The organism is Blastocatellia bacterium (genome assembly GCA_035275065.1).
Lineage (GTDB): Bacteria > Acidobacteriota > Blastocatellia > UBA7656 > UBA7656 > DATENM01.
The window spans coordinates 140,048-158,692 of the sequence record DATENM010000105.1 but is presented as its reverse complement, the minus strand read 5'-3'; the positions used below and the strand labels follow the sequence as shown (position 1 = coordinate 158,692).

Below are 18,645 nucleotides of genomic sequence, written 5' to 3'. Positions count from 1 at the left end.
ATGCCCGTTTGGTCTAATGCTCCCTTTCGTTATAAAGCTGTAACAAACGGTAAGCCGCGCGATGCTTGCAAGGCTTATGATTGGCGAAGGCGGGGCAAAGTCCCTGCTCAGTTCGGCAGACTCCGTTCACCGCGTAGTTGTGGCCTGACTCGCTCAAGATCAAGAGCGTTCCGTCATCTGCCAGTTCCAGGCAGCGGTTGGTCTGGATGAGTTCTGCGCCGCGTTTGATGGCGTTCGTCCAGCGCTCGTCGCCCCGCACGGTCTCAAGCGCCTGATTGACGACCTGCTGAAATACCGCCTCGTTGACCATCACCGGCTCGCTCCCTTCTGTCGCGCGGCGGCGACAAATATCTAATAATATACACGTTATAGTATATATTTGTCAAGCTACTCGGGCTTTCGCTATTGGTCTTCATTCTTCAATCGGCTCTATGCGCTACGCGCTTCGGCCTTTCGATCTCCGGCTGTGCCTTCGATCAAGGCGCTTGCTAAGGCGAGTGGCAGCTTGCGGCCTCGTTGCTTTCTAATCCGGTCTTGCGCCTTCTTCGTCGCCCACACTTGCCAGTCTTTAGCCTGGCGGGATGAGTTGCAGGAGCGGCAAGCGGTGACGAGATTCGTCGTCTCGTGTGTGCCCCCAAGACTTCGCGGAATGAGGTGGTCTAGCGTCACGTCGAACGGATCGGCGTCGTGCAGATCGCGCAAGCAGTACACACAGATAAAACCGTCGCGCAAGTAGATCGCCAGTCTTACCGCCTTGTGAATCCAGCCGCCGCTTAACTTCGCCACCGCTCGCCCCTCTGGTCGGTTGTTCCCGCTGCAATCTGTTCGACCGCAGAGGCCAAAGCCCTCACGACAGGGTTCCCGTCAGTCAATGGGGCGCTTCGTAGTCAGCGGAGCGGAATCTGGAATGGAACGGAGTGCGGAGCTGCAAGCGGAGCGTCTACGGAGTGAAATGGAAGATGAAGCGGAGCAAAGCGCCCGGCTGAAAGCCGCTTGCCATTGACTGACGGGATGTCGTGGTACAATCTTGGCGGGTCGAACAGATGAAGTAATTAATCTCATGCGTTATTTGCACGGATCTTTACTTCATCCGCTCTTCATCTGATGATGGTTGGTAAGCCAATAATAGGCAGAACCACCTGAATACTACGCTCCGCCTATGTATCCCCTCAAATGCGGGCTCACATAAGCACCTAACCGGAGCAGAGAGTCAGTAATTCGCCGAAGGCGATCCGCTGGTATGTTCGCATCCATAAGATCATCTAAGATGGCCATGAAGGGCGCAGATTGGACGACACATTCGCTGGCCGCTGGTAATAGATGCTCCAACAGACCTGCTACCGCTTCAGGGTGCCTGTTTGATAGACCCTGTTCATTGATGAGGTAGAAAAGAAAACCATCCCCTAGAGTAGGGGCGGAAGATGCGCTGATAAGCTCTACCACCGAATCAAAGACGGGCTCAAGTTCCAGGGACCATTCAATCATCTGTTTCAGTTCTTCGGCGCTTAGCTGCCGGGGGATGCCCTGTAATCTCTGATACCAGTACCCACTTATCCACCCATCCCAACGGACTCGCTTTGTATCGTCTGAGAGCGGTCGGAGGTAATATGCAACGTACGATGCGAATCGAGCGCGATCCTCATTCTGAACACCTACCAGGAACTGACTCAACCATTCGCCGGGCTCATAATGAACAAAAACACCAGCCAATTGGTTAATGATCATCTCCCGCAATTTGGCCAACCTTACTGACAGCAGAGGGAATAGCTGTGTCATAAAAGGTAGCAGTTTATTGCAGGCTGCTGCATCCCACCTTCCGATGTGCAGAAAGCCATTCCAAGCTTGCTCTGCCTGCTTCTCTCCTCGGGACCAATCGAAGAGGGGTAATAATTGCCGGGTACTCCAATCACTATCATTGGAGTGGAGGAAGCTGAAGTGGGCCGCCATAACTATTCTTCCCATCTCAGCCGCCCTAGAGGTCCCAACGAGGACTCGCTCGAAAAAGCCTCTGGCGTTTTCCGGCAAGCTTTGCCATTCCTCTTTCCCCTCGCTGCGCCTTTTCGATAGACCATAAATCCAAAAGTTTACCACCTGGCCGCCCGGGCTGTTTATGGCTTCGAATAACCAATCTTCTGGATCCGCATCTTCGGCCCCAGCGTTCTCATCTGGATGTTCTGCTTCCAACAGAGGCCATACCATCTCAGACATCGTTTCGATCTGTGACAGCAGGGAGTATGGCAGGCTGCCATCTGGAATATCCACCGACTTGGCGAGAAGCTCCGCAATTGTCGAGGCATGCACAAGAAGGGTTTGCTCGCTCTGCAACAGGCCGAGGACATTGGTCCAATCTGTTTCAGACAGTCTAGTCCGTGTCCACCCACGAATCATTGCATTTCCCAATGGTGTGCCGAGCACCGCCCTAGTTCTTAGGGCTTCGGCAAGTTTCCATCTCCAATCGAATGACTCCCTAACGGCTTGAGTGACATTGTTCATCACATGGCCGCTGGCCTGTTCTGCAATCAGCGATTCGACTATGGATTCCGGTTCCCTCGAGAGCAATTCTTCGGTCTGGAATTGTTGGTATCGCGGGTCGGACGCAGATTCCTCATCAAACGGCGCCCCCCAGCTAAAGGTCATCCAGTGGTCGAGGTCTGGGTGTTCACGCGGCGCAAACTCTGGGTGGAGGCTCTGAACATATTGGAGTTTTTCCGAGGTGATCGGGCAATCAGGCGCGGCCTGGGAGAGCCACACCAAGAGATTATAAACGCGATAGTCCGCATGCAGAGCCTCATCCGGTTCCGTGCCTTGCCCAGCGAGGTTCGCCATGGCTTGTTCCAGCAGGCCGTTTTTGGTTGCCTCATTGCTGGCAGGATAAGCCGCATTGAGGAGTTGAAAAACTTCATGTTTTAGCTGAGTCCTGAAGAGCCATCCCTCATCGAGAACCCAGGCGATTTTAGCATCTGGGGAGACGTGTTCAGATTTGGCTATCCCATAAATCGCCAGCCGTTGCAAGATCGGGGATTCAGACGCCGCCCACTTACTTAGAATCGAGGAAGCCAATTCGCTATTAGTAACCAGCAGACATTCAATGATGTCCCGCGCGGCTTCAATCAGTATATCAATTTTGTACAACCCTGAGTTCTGGCCATGTTCTTCAATGGCGCTTCTTCCATAACTTACTGGGTCCCAGGTCTCATTTGCCTCTCCGGTGGCGCGCAATAGCGAGTGGATTTGCTGAAGCCGACTGGTAACTATCGGCTCAAGGTCGCTTGCAAAGGATTCGATGTGTGGATGGAAGACCTGCTGCCAGGACTGTCTGACCCAGTAATCATCACCGACAAGGGAGACCTTAAACCGGGCTTGCCGCCGTGTGGTTTCGCCGTAGGCGGAAAGATCGATGGCCTTCTCCAATACAACCTCTGGCGTGACCAAGTATTCGAAGAGCAAAAGAGCGCTTCGATTATCGTCAGGGGGCCTGCAGGCACTAAGGTTGTATTCGAGAAATTGATTGCGGAACAATACGTGTGGAGCAGAGCGGAGGAGTAGAATAATCCATTTTGCGCGGATGACTGGATCTATCTCGTCATGGTGGTGCCATGTGTGCCAGGCGATTCGGTTCCACAGGATCGCACTCAGCAGCGGGCCTTTTCGCTGGATTGTGCCGAGACCGTCTTCAGATTGATTACCCACAAAGTTGGCCGCAAACCACTTAGATAACTCGTCGGCGAGATCGTTAGCTTTGCCATGCGGATCAAACAGGGCATCGAGTAGTCCGCGGTTCTCGCACCATCGTAACCATTCCGGACTCCTGGCATAACTCGCGAACAACCTGGCTGTCGCGGTTCTTTTGAGAATATCTTCGATGTAGGCAATCTCATTTTGATCAAGCGGTGGGGAGAGGGACACTATCTGGCTAATACGCTCCTCGTGATCGAGGAACCCCATACGGTTTCGTTTGGCCCATTCCGTGATTGCTGTTGGAAGCGCGCGGTATTCGTTCCCTCCTTCCGTCTTCGGAAACAGTATTTTGGATACGCCAATGTTCTCCCACAATTCACTGCTATCATCGGACCTGACCAAGGCATACCGATCTGTTCCCGGCGGGAGCCCCCTGGCCAAGTACTTCAGTATCGTGTCTTCGTGGCTGTACCCAACAAACAACACGGTGAAGTTGCTAAATAACCCTAGGAGGAAGCGGGTCGCCCACGCCTCAGTAAGGTAAGCCCTGCCAAAATCGATGTCAGTAAGAATCAGCTCCTCTGGCTCCTGCTCTACAGACCCATGCAGATAAACGACGCCCTTAAAACGATGGCCAAGGGGCAAAGCCGGTGCTCGGTAGGTTTCAGGCCTAGCCCCAAGCAACTCGATGGCAGCCGCCGAAAGGTGATTGTCAAAATTCGTAGTTACAATCCGAACATCCGCCGCGCTCTTGAACAACGAGATTAGTCCGAAATGCAACTGGCTCGGCTTCGACGCCGGGTCAGTCAGCTTTTGTCTTACAATGCTGTGGACATCGACGCCCTGCGATTTGATCCTGCCCAAGAACCTTTCAACCGGCTCATTTGGTTCGGGCTCACTAAATCCTGATTGCTGCGCCACTTGGATAGCAAGTTTCTTGAAATCGGGATAATTTGAAGGTGGTCCCATTGATACACCTGCGCCAGCAAAAATGACGAGCCTGCCTTCACGCGGCGCGGTAAGAAGCTTATCGGGAAAGTTCACGTCGCTAATCAACATAATCCGTTATGAACCTACAAATACAGTTCGTGTATACGATTACTCGGAGGATACGAAATGTCCTCGGCCAGTTCGATCTGTTGTCAATAATCGTTATGAGTTTTGTTTTGAGACATCATACATCCACTTCTATTTTGAGATTTGTCGCTGCTGAAAGTTCTCCCCATCGCGCTCGATCACGGCTCCTGCGGGGAACTGCATAGCCAGATCAAGAAGCGCGTCGGCCTGTTCGTTGAAGATTTCATCGTCAACACCAAGCTCGCCATAGCCCTGATTTGCTTTTCCGATCAGACGACGATACTCCCCCAACGTGATAGCCGATTCGACAACCTTCATCGTTGTCGTGCCCTTACCGCTTTTGATTCCGACCATCGAACGAACGCAATCGCACCCGGCGTGTAAACAATCACAATCGCTAACCATCACAACCTCGCCATCGGGCACGAAATTGAAATCTCCGGACCGCTGGCCTTGTGTTTCATTTGTTGCAACGATGATTTTCATCCTTCCTGCCTCACCTTAATTTAGCCCTTCTTGCTGCTGCGCCCCTTCTTACCAACTCCGCCAGCGGTCTTGCCTGTACTCTGACCCTGTCGCTGGCCCTTTCGCAACTTGCGCTTGTATTCACGCTGGTATTCGCGTTCCCGTTCTCCCCGTTTGTTCTCCGATGGCTCCTGTGAGATTGTTCCTTCGGGCCGGCCTGCCGGTCGCCGATTCTTCTGGTACGCTTCGAGCGATTCCATCGTGATCCACAAGTCGCGGCCTCGCTTCTCACCTCTCAGCACTTTTTTGTAGAACAGCAGCCGGATGTGAGGAGGAGTGACGCCGAGGAATCGGGCAGCTTCAGGCGTCGTCATTTCTTCAGCCATTTTTTTGTCTCGCATAAGTAACGAGATACACCTTTGCGTGTGTATTTGTCAATCGGCCTAGGGGAATGCTGAGGTGAAGTATAGAAATATCCGAACAATTACAACGGCTCGCCACGCTCTTATTCCTTATTGGACTCAATGAGAGCAACGATTGCTTTCAGCTTGGCGGGCTTCAAAGATAAAAGCGTTTGTACTGCGCGGGTCAGTTCGGGACTGGCAATAATCCTCTCCATCGCTTTGACAAGCACAGGGCCGGGCCACAATTCGCCGCCTTTCTTCCCCTTCAATGGGACGCCGCGAGCTACCCTGAACAGTTCTTCTTCGTCAACGCCCAAGCCTTCGGCAAGAGCTTGGAGCTTTACAACAGAAGGGTATTTCGTTCTGCCTCTTACGATTTTGGTGATGTAAGCGTCAACAATCTTGCCGCCGCTTCGTCTTTCAACGTCTTTGGGATTGAGACCCCTTTCCTTCATCACCCGTTGTACATACTTTGGGAGTGATTCCACTTCTTGAGAGTGGTCCATGCGCGCTCCAAACTCTGCATCTTGTGATTGACATTGCCATAAGCAGTAGTTTAGTATTGCGCCTGGACAACAATAGTTGCCCAGGCAGCTACAATTGTTCAACTGCCTGTTTCTGCGTCGGAGGAGACACACCGCCCAGCTACCAACTTAAGGATGTGTCCTCTCGAAGCGTGTTTGTAACACATTAACCACAGGGTACTCAAGAGATGGAGCGAACAGTCTGTGCGATATGTGCTGGTACAGGCATAGTAGTTCGACCTTTAGAGTACCCGAACCTTATTGATTCACGGTGGTGTCTTCAATGTGAGGTCGGGAGGGACCTTGCTCGACTGATAGACACCACAGTCGCCCGTACTTTGGGAAAGGTACGGGCGGCCTAATCTTTAATCCTCCATGAGGTTAATAAGTCTTTAGCGGCTAAGAGGGAGTGTGCGTGTTTGGATAATTACCCAGAACTCCAACTGATGCACATTCCCTCACTTTTTCCCTATGTTCCAGAAACAGAAAGAAGCCTCCCGACATATCGAAGGTATCCTTTCTAGGGGAGGGTTCAATTTTTCCTCCGGCAAACTTACCCTTCCTGACCATCGGCAATGGATCGTGTTTGAGTATGGGCAAAAACAGCTAGGGATTGATAGCGCTTCCGGGCTTTGGGTGCGAGCCTCATCGGGTGAGGACTGGCGTTGCTTATCAATGCCCTGCACGGTGAGCGGAGCAGCGCTGGCCGTGGAGTTTCTCACTTCCGATTAACTTTATGTAGAGGTGCTCGCAGGCATTAGGCCAGAAACGGTGTTTAGCAGCGGCGATCATAGCGCAGCGATAACAATCAAGGGACGAATCAGCGCATGAGGTCATAAAGGGATAGTTCAGCTAGATTTCTACGCCTTCGACGGTCTGGGTCCTACGGGTCAGCTACCTGTTCGCTGCCGTGCGCGTTCCAGTCGATGATAGAGTGCCGTACGTTCTATCCCAAGCCAGCGTGCCGCTTGTGAGTGATTCCCTCCGACATGCGCGCGCACGAGCTCATAGATATTCAGTTGCTGGCGATTGAAATGGTCGTCGAGCGGTTCGCCGGCGCGCAATACAGCGATGTATTCGATTTCATCTCCGGCAGTTGCAGCCCCTTGGATAATGTGGACTTCGCTATTCACTTGCTCAACTGTGATGACTCCGCCTGCGCCAGTCTGGGCGACCAATCGTTCGAGCATATTCTCTAATTCTCTTACGTTACCCGGCCAGTGATAAGCAGATAAAGCGTGTAGTGCAGCTTCCTCGATTTCAATCGGCGATGTGTGTTGCATCTTTTGTTGGGTTACTTTGAGAAAATGCGGAACGAGCGAGAAAATGTCTGTACGGCGTTCCCTCAGTGAGGGCATGCGGATGGCTAGAACATGCAACCTGTAATAAAGATCTTCACGGAACCTTTTTTCGGCCACCTCACGCCGGAGGTCTTTATTGGTTGCTGCGATGACCCGCACATCAACGTCGATTTCATGGTGCGCGCCGATGGGCCGGACTTTTCGTTCCTGCAAAACACGAAGTAATTTCACCTGCATGGCAAGCGGCATCTCGCCAACCTCGTCGAGGAAGATTGTCCCTCCATTAGCCGCTTCAAACAGCCCCTTGCGATTCACAAGCGCGCCGGTGAAGGCTCCCTTTAAGTAACCGAAAAGCTCGGATTCAAGCAGCGCTTCTGCGAAGGCTCCGCAGTTGATCGCGACAAATGGCTTATTTGCCCGCGCGCCAAGATTATGGATGGCGCGCGCCACAAGCTCCTTCCCGGTTCCTGATTCCCCAATGATGAGCGTTGTTGCATTGCAGTCGGCTGCCGATTTGATTGAACGTTTTAGTGCCTGCATCGGCCCTGAGTCGCCGATGATGTTAGTCATTTCAGGAGTTGATGGTTCTGCCGGCTTCCCGTGCTCCGTCCACAATTTCCGTTCGCATAACTCAACCCGCTGCGCCGCCATGTAGGCGGCGCTCTCGATCTCGCCGTGAATATCCGGACCGATACTTCCTGCGAGCATCAAGACAAGGCGGGTCTGCCCACCCTCAACACGCGCTTCGAGCTCGCAGAACCCTGTAGTTATCGGTGAAATCTCTCGCGGTTTCCATTCACGGTTTAAGCCAGGACGCAGGAGTCGGATGCCGCGCAGGATAATGCCTCTGCTCATCACGATCCCCGCCAAATACTCTAAAGTTTCTTCGGTGGTCACACATCGCGCCAGCTTGATGATTGGGTTGATGGAGATTGAGTAAGAATCCTTAGCTGCTTGCAGCACCCTCCAGCTTTGTGCCATTACAGACTTCTCCTGTCACGACTTCAGCCACGCTTCAACTATGCGAAGCCCAGGCAGACTCGTTTCTTTGAATAATTCTTCCCGTTTTCAGCCTGAGATTGAATGACTCTCTTTATCTATAAGACGGTGGCGATTGGCGTTTCTCCCTTCGCGCAAGACCAAACCCGTTTTGTTTTTTCCATGAATATTGCCCAGTTGCATATTCAAAAGACTTCAGGTATTTTACCCGCTGCGGGATTAGGAACCTCACCGCCCGCAGGTGCTTGCACCTTGATTGACGTATCCCCTGCCTCAAAAAGAGAGGTGCGGTCTGTCCCAAGCTATGAAGCTGATCAAAGAGCCGCATCATCGACAAGGGCTTTTTTCTAAAAGCCTATAAGAGTCTCAACCGTTTCAATTAACGTGGGTTTCGGAACTCCCTAAGGTCCATAGCGTTTTTAGGCTAGCATTAGGGATTGGGAAGAAGAACATTACGAACCAACAGGGATGGGCAATTCAACTCGAAGCCACTCCAACTTCACTCCACTGATGGACACGTATGCAATTTCGCAGATCTGCTAATGATTCGATTCTGAAGAGGTTCTTGTCCGCTAAACCGGGAGCCGAGTCGTCGCGACAATTGGCTATGCTTTTGACCGAGCATGCAGAAGCGCGGATTAAGAATATTCTCATGGCGCGCCTGCATGCCTATTTCAATAATTACGAGCGTCACCCTGATTTCGAAGACCTCTATAGCGAGGTCAAAACCAAATTGGTGACTTATCTGGAAGAGCTTAAGGCCGCTCCCACGACCCGCCCCTGTAAGGATTTTCGCAGTTATGTTGCCGGCATCGCTCATAATGCCTGCAATGACTATTTGCGGCAGATGTACCCGGCGCGAACTCGACTCTATAAACAGGTTCGTGACCTACTCCAAGCCCATCCGGATTTCGCCATCTGGAGAGCCAGAGATGAAAACAACAAGAGCGACTGGATCTGTGGATTCACCGCCTGGCAAGAGGTGAAAAGTGCATCCAAAGCCGCCGGCTGGCTGCAAGAGGTTTACGAGAATCCACAGACCCTCATCGAAGCATTGGCTCAAGATACCCATATTCAACTCATGGAGCTTGATGACTTGCTGGCCGCCATCTTCAATCAAGTCGGCGAGCCCGTCGGCGTCGATGACCTCGTTAGTGTCATCGCTGACATCAAAGGCATCCGAGACCTGCCAGCGCTTTCCTTCGACAGCGACGAAGATGACCTGGCGCAGAACCTGTCTGATGCGAGGATACGCATAGACTCGATCCTGGAGATGCGTGAGCCGTTGGCGAGGGTTTGGGAAGGGCTTTGCCAGTTGCCGCGTGATGAATTCAAAGTCTATATCCTTTATGCCCACGATACGGGCGGAGAAGATCTGATCACTCTTTTTCTGGCAGCTAAAATAGTGACGGCGGCGCAGGTCGCCGAGTCACTCGATCTGTCCATTGAGCAATTTCAAGAGCTTTGGTTCAATAGATTGCCACTTGATAATGAAAGCATCGCCAAAGAACTGAATATCAAGATCGAGCGGGTTTACAAACTCCGTTTCCAGGCCGGCAAGCGCCTGAAGAATTTTCTCGCCAACACAAATAAAAGTTTGAACCGGTAGAAGATTTGGCTTTCGTCACCGTCTACTATAAATAGAGGGGCTTGTAAGATTTGGCCACTCCTGTCAGAAACTATGATTACGCATCTATCGGCTGAAGAGATCGAAGATTACGCGAAACGTCGGGCACGACGTCCAGAGGTGGCGTGCGTGAATGAACATCTCTTCAATTGCGTGGTCTGCTACCAGCAATTCCTCAGCGTATTTCAGACTCAGCGTCGCTTCCCGATAGAGATTGACCTGGATGACCTGGCGGGCTTTAGGGGCTGGCATCTCCAAGGAGAAGAGTTGAAGGCCTATGTCGCTAGTCAGATGGATGAGCCTGATCGCAGATATGCGAGCCGCCATCTGAGAGAATGCGCCTGGTGCAGAGAGGAAGTGAGTTATTTTTCGGAGTTCACTAGCAAGCTGGATTTTTATCTCTCAAGACGACATGCTCCGCTCAAACTGCCGCGTGCGCGCAGCAGGTTTCTCGACAGGCTTAGTGCGATACCCGTTGCTTGGAGCCCTGTACGATTGGCAGGTGCTGCGGCCCTGGTAATCCTATTGATCTCAGCCACCTGGCTGTGGTCAGTGCGTGGGACAAATCCTCAGAGCAAAGGCGCAACTTTATCCGCACAATCTCAAGAAGACAGCTCATCGCCGACGCGAGTCCCTTCAGTTGCGCAGGCGACAGATACACCCCAGCCCGTTGGAACGTCACGGCCAGATACAACAACTAAGGCTGGTCAGATAATTGATTCGAAGCATCAGTTGGGAAGATCGAATTCGCCGGTTCCAGCCATTCAGGTCTCGCCAAAGGGCAGGGATGTGGAGAAACTTCGGCGAGAGATCGAAGCATCGCTGATTGCTGAAAATCTCGCTATGCCATCAGTCATCGAGACCTTTGATCGAACCCGAGTTGTGCTTCGCGGCGATGACAACAAGAGCGAGTCTTTCCAAATCACGAGCCCTTATAACACTCTCATCAGTGATGATCAGTCAACCTTTCGGTGGACAGCTTTAAGCGGAGCGTCGAGCTATGTCGTTTCTGTTTATGACACGAATCTCAATTTGATTGCAACCAGCGCACCGCTCACTGCGACCGAGTGGCTGGCGCCAAACCGGTTCAAGCGAGGTAAGGTCTACACTTGGATTGTGACGGCACTGAAGGATGGCAAGGAAATTCTCGCGCCTACGTTGCCGGCCAGGGCAGAATTTAAGATCATCGAGAGTTCCGAATTGCTTCAACTCAATCGCCAGACCAGACAGATTCATTCAGATGCGGCGCGCGGCGTGCTGTACGCCAAGGCCGGACTGCTTGATGAAGCTGAACGGGAGTTTCAAAAACATCTTGCTCTTTATCCTGCCGATGAGCAGGCCAGGAAGTTGCTCAAAGCCGTCAAATCGTGGCGCGAACCCTAAGCCTAAAACCCGCCGTCTCCGACTACAACAAAGCCCGCCCAGTAGAATGGTTTCATGCGATAGCGGGGATCTCTGATCATCTCGAGTGCCGCCTCGCGCCATGCTTCTGCTTTGGTCATCTGCTGCGCTTTCTTATGAAAAGCCACCATCAATCGAGTGGTCGTTTCGGATGGCACTTTCCATTGGCTGGCGACCGTCGTCGGCACGCCCGCCACAAACAGCGCCCAGGTCATTCCGATCATGCCTTCCCCCGCGCCGACGTGCCCTCTGGCCGTATCGCACGCGGATAACACAACCATCTGAGCCTTCAGGTCCATTTCCATCAACTCCCAGGCTTCAAGCAGGCCATCCTCGTTTGAATGCTCACCGGTGGCAAGCACCAGATAGGAATACAGCGGGCTGCGATCATTCAGGACGCCATGCGTGGCAAAGTGGATAACCTGGTATTTTCCCATCTCTACCTTTACCACCTCCTCACGTGCCGCTGAGCCGACATGAATGTTGCTGGCTTTTGGCCCATAGACCTCGTTACCGATGGTCTGCACCTCTCTTTCGGTTTCAGGCAGAGAAACAAACGGCGCATTTCTGACGGCTTGCACCCGCGCCAGGGCTTCGCCGCCGATGGTCGGGTTGCCGATGGCGTACAGTCGCGAAGTTGAAACCGATTCAGCTTGTCTATCTTTACTGACAGAAGAAGACTTGAGGCCCGCCGCCCGCTTCCTCATCTCACGCAGCACCTGCAGCGATGGCGCATAGTACAGCGAATGAAGCTCTTGCAAATATTTGTCGGCAGGTGTTTGCAAGGCTTGGAAGGGCAACTCCCAGAGTGGGCCATCAGGGACAATGCAAAGGGTGGTCTTCCCCCGTAAGAGGTGTTCTACAGGTTTAACCAGCAGGTTATACAATTCTCCACCGCGCTGGCGAAAACCCGGATGATTGGCGGCAAGCATCTTGCGGAAGTCCTCAACGAGATTGGCCAGATCACTTCGCCTGGCACTGATAGAGTAAACCTTGGTTGCTATCTTAGCCGATCTTGTCGAAGCCCTGGTCAGCGCAAATAGAAAGGTACTATCGTTGGTCACTACATATTCCAGCAGGATGGTCCGGGCATCAGGTATGAGCGCCGCCGCATCATCCATCGTCAAGGGTGGCAGCAGCCCTCGCTTCACTTTCAACTCCGGATGCGCGGCAAACAAAGTGACCTGAAATTCTTCATATGCACTGCGCGCTCTTTGCAAGCGCGTCTCGATCTCTTCGATGCGAGTATGATCTGCTGGCTGGCGGCTCTTCTCGGCGTTGACTTGCGCATTGAGGGCAACCATCTCGCTGTATAGCCGGCGTTCTTCGAGTTGCTCTTGTTGACTCAGCGACTTGTTGATGTTAATTCTCCCGTTGCGCAGCACGTCCAGCAATACACGGGCCTTGGCGCGTTCGGCATAGTCGAGCGCCTGGGCCGGGTCGTTTTGATTGACGAATAAATCGATCATTGTATGGTAGGGAGCCACCCGATTTTGGAAGAATCGCTGATAGTCTGGTTCGCCACCGGAGACTTGCGAGCGTAACTGCTCAATGGTCAAGATGGCATTTTGTAGAGATTGTTGCGCGAGAGCAGGTTGCTTAAGGGCCAAATGAGCTTTCCCTTTTAAAGTGAGCGCCAGGTAACCGATCCCCGGCAGGTTGATCCGGTCGGCGAGAGCCGCCGCGCGATCAGCCAACTCTATGGCTTTCAGATCATTACCCTGCGAATGATGAAGCTCTCCTAAGTGCCACAATGTCGCCGCCGCTTCGGGCCTGTCCCCGACCTGCTCAGCCAGGACCAGACTTCGGTTCAAACAGTCTGCTGCCAGACCATACTTTCCTTGCGACTGGTAGAGCGACCCAAGCGCGGTTTGTGGGTAGATCAGGAATCCGGGCGACTTTGTTGCTTCCCCTATTTTCAGGCTGTCCTGTAAGAATTTCAGCGCCATTTCATATTCGCCCTGCTCACGGTAGGCGATGCCCTTATTCAGCAGAATGGTGGCCATCCCCAATTGGTCATTGATTTCCTTTGCGATTTGCAGGCCCTGGTCTAAGTAGTCGAACATCTTCTCGTAATCGCCTTGCTCCGCATACAACGTGCCGATGCTGGTAAGTAGGTTTTCGAGCCGTTGCCTTTCATTCAATCCCTTCACTATGTCCATAGCCTGGCTGTAATCATTGAATGCCTGGACATAGTTGCCGGTGGCGCTGTGCGCCTGACCCAGGTAGACGAGGGCGTCTGCCATCGAGAGACGCTCGTTCAACTCCTTGAATATCACCAGACACCTTTGCAAATGGCCTATTGCCTCTTCGTGATCTCCCTGCCACAGGCTCACCATTCCTATAGTTAAAAGCGCGCTGGCGCTCAGCTTATTATCTTTCAACGCTTCGGCAAGGGTCAGGCTCTGCCCAGCATAGTCTTTGGCGCTTTTATAATTCCCAACTCCCAGATACACGAAACCGATTCGATTAAGCGACTTCGCCAAACGGGGCCGATCATTCAATTCTACGGCGCTCTGCCTGGCAATGCCATAAATCAGTAACGACCTGGTCGAGTCATTTGTGTCATATGCATGGTCGGCTTCTTTGATCAATCGCTCCCAGAGCTGATCGGTGATCAAATGTCTATGCGAGATGAGTAAAGCCTGCGACTCTTCCTCCGAGTGTACAGCGGTCAGCACCGAGAACAGATCATTATCACTCTGCGTCGGCGCAGAATGGATGGATTGCGCCAGAGCCAGTACTGGAAGCAAAGACATAGCCCATAGAGCAAACTGCAAGACCTGTGTTGCACTTTTACGACCTATCATACTAATTCCTCGCTCCCGCAACTGGTTCGAGTCGCCGGAATTTATTTGTAGGCTAAACAATTCAGCTCATGTATCCATCTAAATGCTGAGCCGGGTTAATCAGCCCTTCTTGCGAGGTCTCGCACTTAGCGGATACATGAGCTGGTGTTTCTACTTCCTATGGCGCAACTCTCCGACTCATTTGTTTTGACGGCGGTGCCTTGCCCGCAGTCAGTTTTGAAAAGAGTTGCCATTAAGGTTCATTGCGCTGGCTTAGTTACTGCCCGGCACGCCAGGCGGACGTGGCGGACGTGGCTTTGCGCAGCCAGGACACTGAGGTCCACCAGATTCTGGTGCGGCTGGCGCTGCGGTCTGCGATCCGCCGGCGAACCCGGTTGCATCTTGTACGGTTACGGTTTGTGTTTCCCCGACTGCTTGGGTGGCGACTGGCGCGCTTCCGAAAACGAAATAATCCCAGAACATTCTTAACGAGTCGAACCAGCCGAAGCCCAGAAACAAGACGAGACAGGAGCAAGCCAGCAGGTGCCTGCACTTGTTCGATTTCACAGAAATACCTCCATGCGCTGCTGTATGAAGGCAGCGATAATATAAGCGTTCATCTCCACATCGCACGGGATGTGTTGGTGAACCAAAGGTGAGGTAGTCTTTAGCGGTTACTACTATTGGGGCTTACCATAATGGGGCTGTGACGCTCCCTATCGTTCGATAGATGACATAGAACTGATCATTTCAGCAGATACTCTTTCATGAAAAGCACGGTGGCGTAGAACTGATAGTCCCGGTTTTTCTTTTTGACGAAGCCGTGCCCCTCATCATTTGCCGCCAAATACCAGACTGGCACGCCATTTTTCCTGACGGCACGGACGATCTGTTCCGACTCGGTCGGCGGGACCAACGAATCATTCTTACCCTGAACGACGAAGAGAGGTGTCTTGATTTTCTGCGCGTTGTTCAGTGGTGCAATGCTCTCTAAGAACGCCCGCATCTTCGGGTCTCGTTCATCGCCGTATTCGACTCGCTGAAGCTCTCTCACCCAACTGTCCGAATTTTCCAGGTAGGTGACCAAGTTCGACGGTCCCACAATGGAGTGGACGGCGCGCAGGCGGTCGCTATAGTTCGCTGCCACGGCGAGCGCCAGATACCCGCCGTAGCTTTCGCCGAAGACCATGACCCGGTCGGCATCCAAGTCTGGCTGCGTCTTAATCCAATCGAGCAACGCGCCGATGTCCTTATGTGCATCCTCGCGCCGCAACCCGTCGTCAAGCTTCAGGAAAGTTTTGCCGTAACCCGACGAGCCGCGCACGTTCGGGTAGATGACCGCAACCCCCAGTTCGTTCAGATAATAGTTGACCCTGCCGGCAAAGGTCGGTCGCGTCTGCACCTGCGGCCCGCCGTGCAGGCCGATGAGCACCGGACGCTTGCCGCTGAACTTTGCTGGCGGGCGGTAGAGGAATCCAGAGATCATCCGCGCATCGAAGCTCTTCCAGCGAATGAGTTCCGCCTCTGAGAAGCTCTCCGTGTTAATGCCGCCCGTTTCGCTGAAGGTCCAGCGCTCTAATTTACCAGTCTGACTGTCGAACGAATAAACGTCGGTCGGATACCGAGCCGAGGTAAAAGCGAAGCCAAGCTCGCGCCCATTCGGGTGCCACTTGATTCCAGATACGACACCGGTCGGCAGCTTGGGTGCTAGCTTTTCTCCGCATGTCTCAAGGTCGAGCAGATGCAGGCGACCGATGCCGTCTTCATTGCTGACGAAGGCCAGGGTTTTCCCATCCGACGAGAGGTCGAATTCATCGATGTCGGCTTGGATGCGGTCGGTCAATACCTTGTATTGCCGGGTGGCGAGATCAATATAGGCGAGCCGCTGAAACTCCGAATCCCGATCCGTCGTGATATAGACGCCTTTGCCGTCCTTGCTGAACTGAGCGAGCCAATAAGCAGTCTGCTTGTTGCCTTCTTTCGGAGTGAGGAGACTCTTCTCGCCGGTCTTCACGTCAATGACCCAGAGATTATTTTCATTGGCGGAAATATGCTGGTAGATGAGCGCCTTGCGGTCGTCCGGTGACCAGTCATAAGGAATCCAGAACCCGCCTTCCAATTGCGCTAGCATCCGGTTGCTCTTTGGATCAAGCGGGTTAACGACATACAAGTCCATGTCCGTGCCGTTGCGCCGCGTCGAGCCGTACATGAGCCACTCGCCGGAGTTTGACCACACGGGAGATTCATTTCGCGATTTGCCGTCGGTCAGCAGCGTGATCTCGCCTGTGGCCATGTCATAGCGATAGAGCTGATTGAGCTCATCGCCGTTCGAATCTTTGGTGAAAATGAAGCAGCCGCCTTTCTTCGGCTGGTAGATGCCGCCACTGACGTAATCCGGGAAGAAGGTGAGTTGCGTGCGCGCGCCGCCAGGGAATTTTAGCGTGTGGATCTGCGGTGTCTCGCCGAATTCGGTGCTGATCAGCATCTCCCGCCTGGTCGGGTGCCAACTCGCCAGATAGCCATAGCGGAAGTGGGTATAGCGGCTCGTTGATTCTGCGAGTGCTGCCGGTATTTTTGGAACGCCTTCCACGACCAGATTGTCGCCTGGAGCAATCTCATTGCTTTGTGCGGCAACGGTGAAATGTGCAGCTAAAATGAAGGCAACTAAAACATTCAAAAGCATTTTCATATTTCAGCGATCCCTTTAAGTGCTAATTCCGTAAAACTCCTGCCTATCTCTATAAGACGGTGCCAACGGCCATTTCTTCCAACGGCTATGGCCATTATTTCTATAGTCCAGCTAAGTGGATCAGTTGATATGATTATTGTCATTTCGAAGTGATTGGTATCCGCCTCCACTTCGGACGGATTGAAGACGCCCTTGATTCACCGATTACCTGCCATCGCTATAGAAGAATGACGCGCCTACGCAAGAGCTTCTTCACAGAACTCCCTCGCCGCGCGCGCGAGGGCAGGATCGTCCTCTCCAAGGCGGTGAGTGCAATGCATCACGAGCAAACGGTACACGTTCATCAGCACCCATACGAACGCTTTGGTTTCAGGATTTCGTGCGCAATCTGCCACCGGCTCATAAGCGTCATGAAGCATTACATATATTGACGGCTCCAAGGCGTTGATCGTCATTCCAACGCCCGCAAACGAGGCGGGGAGTTCCTCAGTAGACGGCAGCGACAGATCCTCACGGCCTGTGACTTCCCTCGCAGTCTTCTCCATCACCTCAAATGAGAACCCTTCTATCTTATCGAGCATCCGCCTTGCAGCATAGACGAAATGATAACGGTCACCGGCATTGGATGGGAGTGCATCGGTCTGCATTTGTCTGATACCCAATTCTGCTATTGATATTTCGAATTATACCCCAAAAGCGGCTCGGTTTTAGTCAGTCACGCAATCAGGACGAAGCCTCCTTGTTGAAGTAGCGGCAGCAGCCGTGCGGATTTTTACTCTAAGTAATGCCAGAGATCGAAGAATGTTTCGATGGCGGCTTTTTTGTCGCCGATGAGCCTCGCCTAGTTGTATGAGAGCAGGCTAGTGGTGCTCTCGGCTCAAACGCGGATCGCGTTGCGGGCGCGAGGGGGATCGGTCTTCACCGGATTAATGGCTGACCTGAAGGACGGTCTCAGACATCGGTTGGCTCCCACAGATGAATCGCCGGCACGCGTCCAAAGTCAGCATCATGAGTAATCACGTCAGAAATGCCAAACCTGAGTGCACAAGCCAAGCTAATCGAGTCGTTCACGAAGAGACCATGCGCCAAGCGCAAGGCGTGGCTCGCTGAGATGTCCGCAGTCGTCACTTCAATGACTTGGAAGGGCAGTCGTAAGAGCTTCTCGACCTCCGTAATATAATCGCCCAACCCGGTGATCAGCGCCGCGTTGGCCTTCAGTTTTTTCAGAGGCTGTCCAGACGTGATGAATTTCTTCGCCAGCGCTTCAGCCATCATACGCCGGTGCAAGACCTCAGCGATGATCGTGGTGGTAATGAAAGCTTGGACTTCATAGCGTCCGACTCGCTCAATAAATTCCGTACATTCATCCGACAGGTCGGCGAGGTGGTAGATGAAGATGTTGGCATCAACCAAGCAGGGCGTCGCTGCGGGGAGGGCTTTAATATCCACAGTACTCTTCATCCTCGGCCAAGGCGATGAGGGTTTCACGGTCAAGGCCCTTGATTGTGCCGCGCGTTTCCCTAACGATGGCAAGGTTGTTTTCGATTTCCGCTTCGGTTGCTTCAACGTCTTTGATCAGTTTGGCGGCTAGTTCCCGGCGCTCGTTCAAGGGGAGCGCCCGCGCCGCCTCTAATAAATGCTCTAATGCTGCACTCATAAGTTGCCCTTCCCGTCTCTTCTAGCTTCTGTAG

15 protein-coding genes are annotated in these 18,645 nt (G+C 52.8%); 3 read left to right on the top strand and 12 right to left on the bottom strand.

What is annotated here, in order from left to right:
• Nucleotides 1-13: 13 nt before the first annotated feature.
• From VJ464_23640 to VJ464_23610, 7 genes are all read right to left on the bottom strand, one after another.
• Nucleotides 14-313 (bottom strand): hypothetical protein, encoded by a 300-nt coding sequence (locus VJ464_23640; GenBank protein HKQ08139.1) that lies wholly within the window; start codon nucleotides 311-313, stop codon nucleotides 14-16.
• 116 nt (nucleotides 314-429) lie between these two features.
• Nucleotides 430-786 carry an HNH endonuclease gene (locus tag VJ464_23635; protein ID HKQ08138.1) on the bottom strand — a complete coding sequence of 119 codons (357 nt, stop codon included), beginning with the start codon at nucleotides 784-786 and terminating at the stop codon, nucleotides 430-432.
• Between the two features lie 360 nt (nucleotides 787-1,146).
• Complete coding sequence (locus VJ464_23630) at nucleotides 1,147-4,737, bottom strand: DUF4020 domain-containing protein (GenBank protein ID HKQ08137.1); 3,591 nt, start codon at nucleotides 4,735-4,737, stop codon at nucleotides 1,147-1,149.
• A gap of 129 nt (nucleotides 4,738-4,866) precedes the next feature.
• Nucleotides 4,867-5,241, bottom strand: coding sequence for a hypothetical protein (locus VJ464_23625; GenBank protein ID HKQ08136.1), 375 nt, complete (start codon nucleotides 5,239-5,241; stop codon nucleotides 4,867-4,869).
• Between the two features lie 20 nt (nucleotides 5,242-5,261).
• The gene (locus VJ464_23620; GenBank protein ID HKQ08135.1) at nucleotides 5,262-5,606 is read right to left on the bottom strand and encodes a helix-turn-helix domain-containing protein; all 345 of its coding nucleotides are present in this window, start codon (nucleotides 5,604-5,606) and stop codon (nucleotides 5,262-5,264) included.
• 119 nt (nucleotides 5,607-5,725) lie between these two features.
• Nucleotides 5,726-6,130, bottom strand: coding sequence for a helix-turn-helix transcriptional regulator (locus VJ464_23615; GenBank protein HKQ08134.1), 405 nt, complete (start codon nucleotides 6,128-6,130; stop codon nucleotides 5,726-5,728).
• 908 nt (nucleotides 6,131-7,038) lie between these two features.
• The gene (locus VJ464_23610; GenBank protein ID HKQ08133.1) at nucleotides 7,039-8,430 is read right to left on the bottom strand and encodes a sigma-54 dependent transcriptional regulator; all 1,392 of its coding nucleotides are present in this window, start codon (nucleotides 8,428-8,430) and stop codon (nucleotides 7,039-7,041) included.
• A 102-nt stretch (nucleotides 8,431-8,532) separates the two neighbouring features.
• On the opposite strand from VJ464_23610, the gene VJ464_23605 reads away from it, so the two are divergent.
• The 3 genes from VJ464_23605 to VJ464_23595 all read left to right on the top strand — a co-directional run bounded on the left by VJ464_23605 (nucleotide 8,533) and on the right by VJ464_23595 (nucleotide 11,458).
• A complete protein-coding gene (locus VJ464_23605; protein ID HKQ08132.1) occupies nucleotides 8,533-8,799 on the top strand; it encodes a hypothetical protein in 267 nt (88 codons plus the stop codon).
• 262 nt (nucleotides 8,800-9,061) lie between these two features.
• Nucleotides 9,062-10,057 (top strand): sigma-70 family RNA polymerase sigma factor, encoded by a 996-nt coding sequence (locus VJ464_23600; protein ID HKQ08131.1) that lies wholly within the window; start codon nucleotides 9,062-9,064, stop codon nucleotides 10,055-10,057.
• A gap of 72 nt (nucleotides 10,058-10,129) precedes the next feature.
• Entirely contained in the window at nucleotides 10,130-11,458 is a 1,329-nt protein-coding gene (locus VJ464_23595; protein ID HKQ08130.1) for a hypothetical protein, read from the top strand.
• 2 nt (nucleotides 11,459-11,460) lie between these two features.
• Here the strand turns inward: VJ464_23595 and VJ464_23590 are convergent, their stop codons facing one another.
• The 5 genes from VJ464_23590 to VJ464_23570 form a co-directional block, all read right to left on the bottom strand.
• Nucleotides 11,461-14,286: a CHAT domain-containing protein gene (locus tag VJ464_23590; protein ID HKQ08129.1), complete on the bottom strand. Its 2,826-nt coding sequence runs from the start codon at nucleotides 14,284-14,286 to the stop codon at nucleotides 11,461-11,463.
• A 724-nt stretch (nucleotides 14,287-15,010) separates the two neighbouring features.
• A complete protein-coding gene (locus VJ464_23585) occupies nucleotides 15,011-16,954 on the bottom strand; it encodes an alpha/beta fold hydrolase (protein HKQ08128.1) in 1,944 nt (647 codons plus the stop codon).
• Nucleotides 16,955-17,190: 236 nt separating this feature from the next.
• On the bottom strand, nucleotides 17,191-17,601 hold the full coding sequence (locus tag VJ464_23580) for a hypothetical protein (GenBank protein HKQ08127.1): 411 nt from the start codon (nucleotides 17,599-17,601) through the stop codon (nucleotides 17,191-17,193).
• Nucleotides 17,602-17,905: 304 nt separating this feature from the next.
• Nucleotides 17,906-18,403 (bottom strand): PIN domain-containing protein, encoded by a 498-nt coding sequence (locus tag VJ464_23575; protein HKQ08126.1) that lies wholly within the window; start codon nucleotides 18,401-18,403, stop codon nucleotides 17,906-17,908.
• The gene (locus VJ464_23570; protein ID HKQ08125.1) at nucleotides 18,393-18,611 is read right to left on the bottom strand and encodes a hypothetical protein; all 219 of its coding nucleotides are present in this window, start codon (nucleotides 18,609-18,611) and stop codon (nucleotides 18,393-18,395) included. The genes VJ464_23575 and VJ464_23570 overlap by 11 nt, the downstream gene beginning before the upstream one ends.
• Between the last annotated feature and the right edge of the window lie 34 nt (nucleotides 18,612-18,645).